General features: G+C 41.4%; 9 protein-coding genes and 1 pseudogene. 3 read left to right on the top strand and 7 right to left on the bottom strand.

Features of this window, described 5'->3' with window-relative positions:
- Positions 1-355: 355 nt before the first annotated feature.
- On the top strand, positions 356-841 hold the full coding sequence (locus R7E29_RS16580) for a hypothetical protein (RefSeq protein ID WP_017633497.1): 486 nt from the start codon (positions 356-358) through the stop codon (positions 839-841).
- 229 nt (positions 842-1,070) lie between these two features.
- Here the strand turns inward: R7E29_RS16580 and R7E29_RS16575 are convergent, their stop codons facing one another.
- The 3 genes from R7E29_RS16575 to R7E29_RS16565 all read right to left on the bottom strand — a co-directional run bounded on the left by R7E29_RS16575 (position 1,071) and on the right by R7E29_RS16565 (position 2,706).
- Positions 1,071-1,460 carry a hypothetical protein gene (locus R7E29_RS16575; protein ID WP_017633499.1) on the bottom strand — a complete coding sequence of 130 codons (390 nt, stop codon included), beginning with the start codon at positions 1,458-1,460 and terminating at the stop codon, positions 1,071-1,073.
- Between the two features lie 125 nt (positions 1,461-1,585).
- A complete protein-coding gene (locus R7E29_RS16570; RefSeq protein WP_046876170.1) occupies positions 1,586-2,095 on the bottom strand; it encodes an ATPase AAA in 510 nt (169 codons plus the stop codon).
- Positions 2,096-2,238: 143 nt separating this feature from the next.
- On the bottom strand, positions 2,239-2,706 hold the full coding sequence (locus R7E29_RS16565) for a cold shock domain-containing protein (RefSeq protein ID WP_029804521.1): 468 nt from the start codon (positions 2,704-2,706) through the stop codon (positions 2,239-2,241).
- A gap of 749 nt (positions 2,707-3,455) precedes the next feature.
- Here R7E29_RS16565 and R7E29_RS16560 point away from each other — a divergent pair.
- Both R7E29_RS16560 and R7E29_RS16555 read left to right on the top strand, forming a co-directional pair.
- On the top strand, positions 3,456-3,698 hold the full coding sequence (locus R7E29_RS16560) for a type II toxin-antitoxin system Phd/YefM family antitoxin (protein ID WP_005442033.1): 243 nt from the start codon (positions 3,456-3,458) through the stop codon (positions 3,696-3,698).
- A gap of 7 nt (positions 3,699-3,705) precedes the next feature.
- A complete protein-coding gene (locus tag R7E29_RS16555; protein WP_033006605.1) occupies positions 3,706-4,005 on the top strand; it encodes a type II toxin-antitoxin system RelE/ParE family toxin in 300 nt (99 codons plus the stop codon).
- A 178-nt stretch (positions 4,006-4,183) separates the two neighbouring features.
- Here the strand turns inward: R7E29_RS16555 and R7E29_RS16550 are convergent.
- From R7E29_RS16550 to R7E29_RS16535, 4 genes and pseudogenes are all read right to left on the bottom strand, one after another.
- A pseudogene (locus R7E29_RS16550) lies at positions 4,184-4,480 on the bottom strand (SMI1/KNR4 family protein); the annotation flags it as partial.
- A 251-nt stretch (positions 4,481-4,731) separates the two neighbouring features.
- Positions 4,732-5,367: a hypothetical protein gene (locus R7E29_RS16545; protein WP_053304459.1), complete on the bottom strand. Its 636-nt coding sequence runs from the start codon at positions 5,365-5,367 to the stop codon at positions 4,732-4,734.
- A gap of 95 nt (positions 5,368-5,462) precedes the next feature.
- Entirely contained in the window at positions 5,463-6,296 is an 834-nt protein-coding gene (locus R7E29_RS16540) for an HNH endonuclease signature motif containing protein (RefSeq protein ID WP_054577369.1), read from the bottom strand.
- Between the two features lie 150 nt (positions 6,297-6,446).
- Positions 6,447-6,917, bottom strand: coding sequence for a GNAT family N-acetyltransferase (locus tag R7E29_RS16535; RefSeq protein ID WP_005377057.1), 471 nt, complete (start codon positions 6,915-6,917; stop codon positions 6,447-6,449).
- Between the last annotated feature and the right edge of the window lie 114 nt (positions 6,918-7,031).

The raw sequence follows: 7,031 nt of genomic DNA, 5'->3' as shown, positions 1-7,031 counted from the left end.
CATTGTTTATCTTAGACAAAGGATATGAGTCTTTCTTAAACCTGAACTCTTTTGAATCCAAGTTAAAATCATTACTTTTGTACATAATTTCCCTCTATTCGTATAACGCCCTGTTAAGGTGTGAGCAACGCAATGCCGAAGCTTCCGCACCCCACCTTAATCACTAAAACCAACGCATAGTGAAAATGCCACGCGTTGCGAATCACTCTTAAACAGTTTGTTATGTGAAAAATCACAGTAAGCACTTGATTTTTTGAGCAAAGCCCTCATCTAGAGTTAGCTTCAAGTGAAGTCACGATCCATTTTAACCTTTTGGTTCGTGTTTCTTAATTAACAAAAAACCCAAGAAGTAATAATGACAAGTTTACTAAAAAGCATTCTAACCAACACCGTTTTCAAAACTAAACTACCTTCGCATTCTCGACTATGTATTAGCCAAATGGTATTTATCGCAGTCTTTGTAACACTGGCAGATTTATGCTCTTACTATATTATTAGTAACGATATGACTCTAAGCTCTTCCGTCCCTGATTGGACTGACTATCTGCTAAAACCGTTTGAAACAACGAAAGTTTATGCTCTGATGGCTCTTGCAGTCCTGATGTTCGTACTAAACGTTTTGTACGATAGGTTTCAGCATCAACAAACTCGAATTGCTACCATGTGTATCAACAAGATTCTAGGCTCATTTTCTCTATTTACAGGACTACTGGTCTTTAGCCGAATTATTTCGACCAATGTGCCTTTTTTAGAGGCAACCCCAGACCTCAACATCTATACGGTGATGTTTATTTTCATCAGCCACGTGCTACTGAAAATGGCTAACGAGATTTTCAAATAAATAGCTTGCAGCCTAGCCACATCCGATTGGCTAGGCTTTCCACATAACGCCCAATTAAGGTGTGAAGCACGCGACCACGACACTCAATTTGACCACCGTAAACACCGAACTCAACCCAAACCAAAACTGCCAAGCGTGCTGAATCACTCTTAAATTGTTTGTTAGAGGGCGGGGTTGAGTTGGTCGATCATTACTGAACGATACAACACCAATTTAGTTTTGTGCGTCTTCAATCAACTATCGGAGTTAAGCACTCGCTAGAAGATGACTCTTCCAACTCTATAATGATTTGATTAACTTCGCTTTCATTGACAATACGTTTACCAAACCCACAGGGAACATGTGCTGTAACGTCTGCAGGCCATTGGTTTTCTAGAACAACAGTAAAATTACCCTCTGCGTCAGAAGTTGCCCAACCTGCTGCGGGATAGGAAATGGGAAACAAAGTGAAAAATGTCCTCCCCTCCCAAATTGTTATATTAGCATCTTCGGCAGGTTTTCCTGTGTCTCTCCAGATAACTTTGCCACTTATTCTTTGTGCATCAGGATGATCTAAGTAAACAACACACCCACTTAAAAATATAGCTTTAGCAAGTATCAACAGTTGTATTATTTTCATAAGCCCTCTAACGCCCTGTTAAGGTGTGAGCAACGCAATACCTAAGCTTCCGCATACCACCTTAACCACTAAAACCAACGCATAGTGAAAATGCCACGCGTTGCGAATCACTCTTAAACAGTTTGTTAGCATGTTGTTTCCGCTACAAACTCATTCACTTGAGAGCGTGTTGTGAAACGTACTTTAGAACCGTGAAAATCTCTGAACAATTGCTGATGGAACTGTCGTGAACTTTTGGATTCGCGAACCGAGTATTCAGAAGCCCATTTTAATAATTCACGAAAATTCTTCTCCGCCTGTTCCTCATTAAGTTGCTTCGAGCTCTCCGAACCACGAGCATAAAGAGAACTTTTACATTCAGACCATTCCAAATCCAAAAACAACAGCATGTCAGCAGAAAAAATAAGCTGTTCGGCTAAAGCACCAAATACTCCCTCAACTACCCAGTTGCATTGAGACTTTATACTAGCAATTTCATTTTCGATTGCTCCGGTGGAGCGTTTTTGATTATAGCCACCTGGCTCCCATACAATCGAGTCCAAGTTAACTTCTTGCAACTGAAGTTTTCGGGATAACTGGGTCGACAACCAACTCTTGCCTGAGCCAGAATTACCGATGATGAGAATTTTCTTCATATTACTCCCGCATGCTAACGCCCTGTTAAGGTGTGAGCAACGCAATCCCGATGCCGCTGCATACCACCTTAAACACTAAAACCAACGCATAGTAAAAATGCCACGCGTTGCGAATCACTCTTAAACAGTTTGTTATGCCGATCCTACCAACTACCACATAACTGACTCTCGCAAGGAGTACCATCATTGTCGCCATCTATTTTGACATTTGGACAATTTGATAAATAAAACTTTGCTTCATCACAAGACGCCATTTCGCTACAGTAAGTCTTGCCTTGACAACTGAACCCCATATTTTCATATGCAGGGTTTAACTTAGGCTCTATATAAAACAGATAGAAGGCTGCGCCTATTAGACCGACGATAACTGCTGATAATACAACTGAAAAAGAATTGCTTTTCTGTGGTTTGACACCGACTAACTGAGCACTTTCCGCACTTAACTTAGGCTGAGTACTTGCCAGTTGAAACTCTACTTGGTCCCCTATTCGGGGGCGTCGGTATCCTTTTTTGAACTTGGATACATGAACAAAAATGTCACCATCCAGTTCATTGGAATTTATGAACCCAAAACCGCGCTCATCAACCCAGCGAACAATTTCCCCTTTCATGTCCTCTCCCGTTTTTCATATAGCGGCATAACGCCCTGCTAAGGGGTGAACAACGCAATACCAAAGCCGCTGCATACCACCTTAATCACTGAAATCAACGCATAGTAAAAATGCCACGCGTTGTGAATCCCTCTTGAGCAGTTTGTTAGTTTGCAGGCCCAAAGGATTGATTTTACTTTATTTTAAACTTTGCGAACAACAAGCTTTATGTGCTTTGATGCATTTAAGTCAGGCGTAGTCTCAAAGCGGCTAGTCAATGAAACCACATGAACTTACCACACCAGAGAAAACGTCATTTCAGCGAGAAAATCGGCTTTTGTACCAACAAACTCAACGAACAGAGTTTCAACAAAAAAGTTCGACTCAGTGAACCAAAAAGTCGCCGAACCAAAGAACAAATCAACCGTTGAAACGATGCCAATTTTGGATTTCCACCACGCTAGTTAACACTGAAATTGAACGCCGATACGACAATTTAGACTTTGAGCTTTTACCACTAGAGCTTGCGATATAGTTGCGTTTTTCCTCTTGCAAACTAACGCCCTGTTAAGGGGTGAGCGACGCAATACCGATGCCCCCGCATACCACCTTAACCACTAAAACCAACGCATAGTAAAAATGCCACGCGTTGCGAATCCCTCTTGAACAGTTTGTTAGTTTGCATTTCACACAAATCGCACGATTTAATTAAATTGAACATTTCATGCGATGCATTATAATCTAACTGTACACTCAATTGGGAACTGACCATGCATACATTAACAGCCAATGATGCCAAACGAAATTTCGGCGAACTACTTCTGAGCGCACAACGCGAGCCAGTAAAAATCAGCAAAAACAGTAAAGATACTGTCGTTGTCATGTCCATTCGTGACTTTGAAGAGCTAGAAGCTATGAAAGTTGAGTACCTCAAACACTGCTTTAAGTCAGCTAAAGAAGACTTGAACAATGGAAACACTGTTGATGGCGAAAGCTTTCTGAACTCGCTGTAACTAACTTATGCAAAAGAACAAATACAAGCTAAGTAACTTAGCGCAATCTCACTTGCGCAAAGTAAAAAACTACACTGTTGAAAACTTTTCTGAATTACAGTGGCGTAACTACAAAGATACTCTGCTATCAGGGTTTCAGATGCTAGCTGATAATCCAGGCTTAGGAAGAAGTTGTGACGAGATATACCCAAATGGCTTTTATTTCCCGATTGGAAAACACACAGCTTATTTCACCAAAGAACATGACTTTATCTTAGTCGTTGCTGTCTTGGGTCAATCACAGCTACCCCAGAATCATCTGAAATAACACGACTTTCACCCTAGAAATAATAACTGGGGTGAGAGTTTATCCATGCAAACTAACGCCGCGTTAAGTGGTGAACAACGCCAACCACCAAACCTAAACCATTCTACCGTAAACACTAAATTCAACTTAAGCTAAGGTCGCCAAGCGTTGTGAATCCGCCTTAAACGCTTTGTTATGCCTAGGTGCTTATTTTTCCTGTTAATTGCCACTCGATGTATTTTTCCAAATCAGGTGCAACCCAAAACCGGCTATCATCCTCATGATTCCATACAAAAACATCATCTCGTCTGATTTGTTCTGCCTGAATAGGAAATGCAAACTGATCACCATTGCCTGCATCGGCAAAAAATAGCAAGGAATCAAACGGCATATATAGTTGATTGTAGTTTGGGCTTTGGCGGAACTGAAGATTTGTATGAACAATTTTATCCAATGGCCATACCAATCCTAAATCGTACTCTCCATAGATTCCATTTGCTTCTTGAAGTCATTCCTGCAATTGGCGCGGGAACGAAACATTGAGTAATTTTTCAGCATTATCGATATCTAACTTCCTCGCAGGACTTTCAAACCTACTATTGTTTTCTAGTGTACTAACTAGATGCTTCCACATAATTACTCCTTGATAAGGCATAACGCCTTGCTAAGGTGTGAGTAACGCAATACAAAAGCTACCGCACGGCGCCTTAATCACCCTAAGCCACCGCAAAGTAAAAATGCCACGCGTTACGAATCACTCTTAAGCAATTTGTTAGGCTCTGTGGTCAATACTGCCTCTTGTTGTGGGCTAGTATGCTCAGAGTCAGCTGAAACATAGATTTGATACGCTCCAATAGCAAAACCACCAATACCGACTAGAAGACCAATAATAGAAATTACGGAGTTTCGTTTTTTCTCTCCTCTAGCTTGATCTGTATATTCTTGAAGTTGGGAAACAAGTAACTCTATCATATGTTGATGTTCTGGAGCTTCTTGCCTTATTCGTTCTAATGGTAGCTTTAATTCTGGTGGTATTCCCTCAAATGGTTCATCTGACTTAAGCTTGTTTGCCCACTCCTCAAGTAAGGCTAAGGATTTACTATCTTCTGTAACTCCGTTTACAACCTCTTGCTTTATTAGGTTATTTAAACTTCGCTTTAAGGAGTTGGGAGACAGCAAAGAGTAACATGATTCGATTACTTTGATATGTTCCCAGGTTGGCACACCATTTTTAAGTGCATTAGCAATGTCTTCTTTTAGCTTACGATCATTCTTAGACTTAATTACATCCACCAAAACAGTCAAAATCTGCCAAAGTGCAAAGAGCAGAGCAATCACTAAACTAACTGAGGCACCAATTAGCGTAATTATACTTTCGTTCATTATTTTCCTCTAAAGAGCCTAACGCTGCATTAAGGTGTGAGCGGCGCTTGGCTATACTTGAGCGAAGCGAAACCGCCAAGCGTTGCGAATCACTCTTAAATGCTTTGTTGGGCGATTTTTTCTTCGATGCTAAGGGCTATTCTTAACAACTGTTCGTTGAACTCTTTGCTGTCGATTGAATAATGCGCTCTCCTATGGCACGTAGGACATAGAGCGATAACATTTTCCGGGCAGTCAGCACCACCGTCAGCAAGCCTAGTTAAATGATGGACTTCTAGATAAGGTCCTGCCTTAGTTTCAAAGGGTGACCCGATTCTGCAACCTTCACAAACCCCATTTGCGCGCTTTTTGGCATATAACTTTATAGCCTCACTGCGATAACGGACATGAGCAACTTGTTCTTTAACGTCCACATCATTCGGGGTCACAGCCGTAGCAATATCGCGCAACTGCTTAAGTGATTTGCTTTTAGTCGGTTTGGTTAAGTAAGGAGCCTTGCCATTTTCCACTCCCGGAAGCCTTGGTTGCGGAAGTACGTCCAAGTGAAAAATGAAAGCATCTCGAAGCTGACCATTTTTGTCAGGTCGCTGCTCGATGTGGTGTTCAATGTAACTACATACTCCGGCAAAACGCACAAAGCCTTTGGTCGTCGACTCAAACAACAAGATTTCTTTTTTGTTTTGCTGGTGCTCGAAGATTGCCAAATTACCTTTGGCCATCTGCATATCACCTACTTGACCTTCGCCTGTATACCTAAACGTACCATCAGGACCAAAACCATCGGAATAGCCGAACTCTTCACCAGCATCACTGGTAAATATAAATACATAAGAATGATTAGCTGGCGTAGCGATACCACCATACTGTTGCCCTTTGTATACGCCGTGAATATCAGAGCGACGGTTATAGATTTTACCAACTTCGAACAATGAACTCTCCTAATCGCCTAACGCCTTGTTAAGGTGTGAGGCACGCAATACCTAAGCTTCCGCATACCACCTTAACCACTAGAACTAACGCATAGTAAAAATGCCACGCGTGCCGAATCACTCTTGAACAATTTGTTATGTAGCCGACTTTCAGGTTAGTGCTTTCTGTCCAATTTGGATCTTGGGCTCAATACCAGCTTTGCGATACAAAGCTAGAGCTGATTCATTGAAAGAATATACTTCTAACCACAGCTCTTCTCCGCCGTTAGAAATAGCCCGTTCCTCAAATGCCTCTATTAGCGCCACTCCAACACCTTGACTCCTAAAGCATGAATCCACTACAATCTGTTCAACGTTTGCGATCTTTCGCTCTTTGAGCGTCCAAGACTTACGAACCCATAGCTCACCAAAAACAAAACCTACTAACTGCCCTTTGCTTTCGGCTACCAGAAAAATCGAGCTTTCACTTTTGATTATCTTGTGTAGGTCTATTTTTTGTTCAATTTCTTCCGGTGACAAAAAGTCATCAGGTAAATTTGCTTGATGATACTCATTAAGCTGAAACTGTAGTTTCTTGATAACACTGATATCTTCAATGCGAGCTTGCCGAATATTTAACATATATAAATCCTTTTAACTTACCGTCCTCTCGCGGCTACATAACGCCCTGCTAAGGGGTGAGCAACGTAATACTGAAGCCGCCGCATACCACCTTATTCACTAAAATCAACGCAT

It is taken from the genome of Vibrio sp. Vb1729 (assembly GCF_033338655.1).
Taxonomy (GTDB): domain Bacteria; phylum Pseudomonadota; class Gammaproteobacteria; order Enterobacterales; family Vibrionaceae; genus Vibrio; species Vibrio alginolyticus.
The sequence above is the reverse complement of the archived record's forward strand: the minus strand, read 5'-3'. Positions and strand labels throughout refer to the sequence as shown.